Annotated in this window: 1 pseudogene; it reads right to left on the bottom strand. The window is 65.5% G+C overall.

Annotation, left to right across the window (positions count from 1 at the left end):
- A pseudogene (locus A3764_RS25510) lies at positions 1 to 206 on the bottom strand (amidohydrolase); the annotation flags it as partial.

The raw sequence follows: 206 nt of genomic DNA, 5'->3' as shown, positions 1-206 counted from the left end.
GTGTGATTCACCATCACGGGATAGCCACGTTCGTAGTCGATCTTGGCGGTGCAGCCATAGGCGGCGGCGGTGTGTTCAACGAGGGCGCGCACCCGTTCCTCGGCCAGGTCGCGCACACCTGCATCAAGCGTGCGCACGGTCCCCCGCATCAGCACGGTCTGGGGGATGACGTTATGCACCTCGCTGTCGCCGCGCAGCGCACAGAC

The sequence above is a fragment of the Sulfitobacter sp. HI0129 genome (assembly GCF_001635395.1).
In the GTDB taxonomy this organism is placed as follows: Bacteria; Pseudomonadota; Alphaproteobacteria; order Rhodobacterales; family Rhodobacteraceae; genus Sulfitobacter.
Note: the sequence above shows the minus strand (reverse complement) of the source record. Positions and strands in the feature narration are given on the sequence as shown.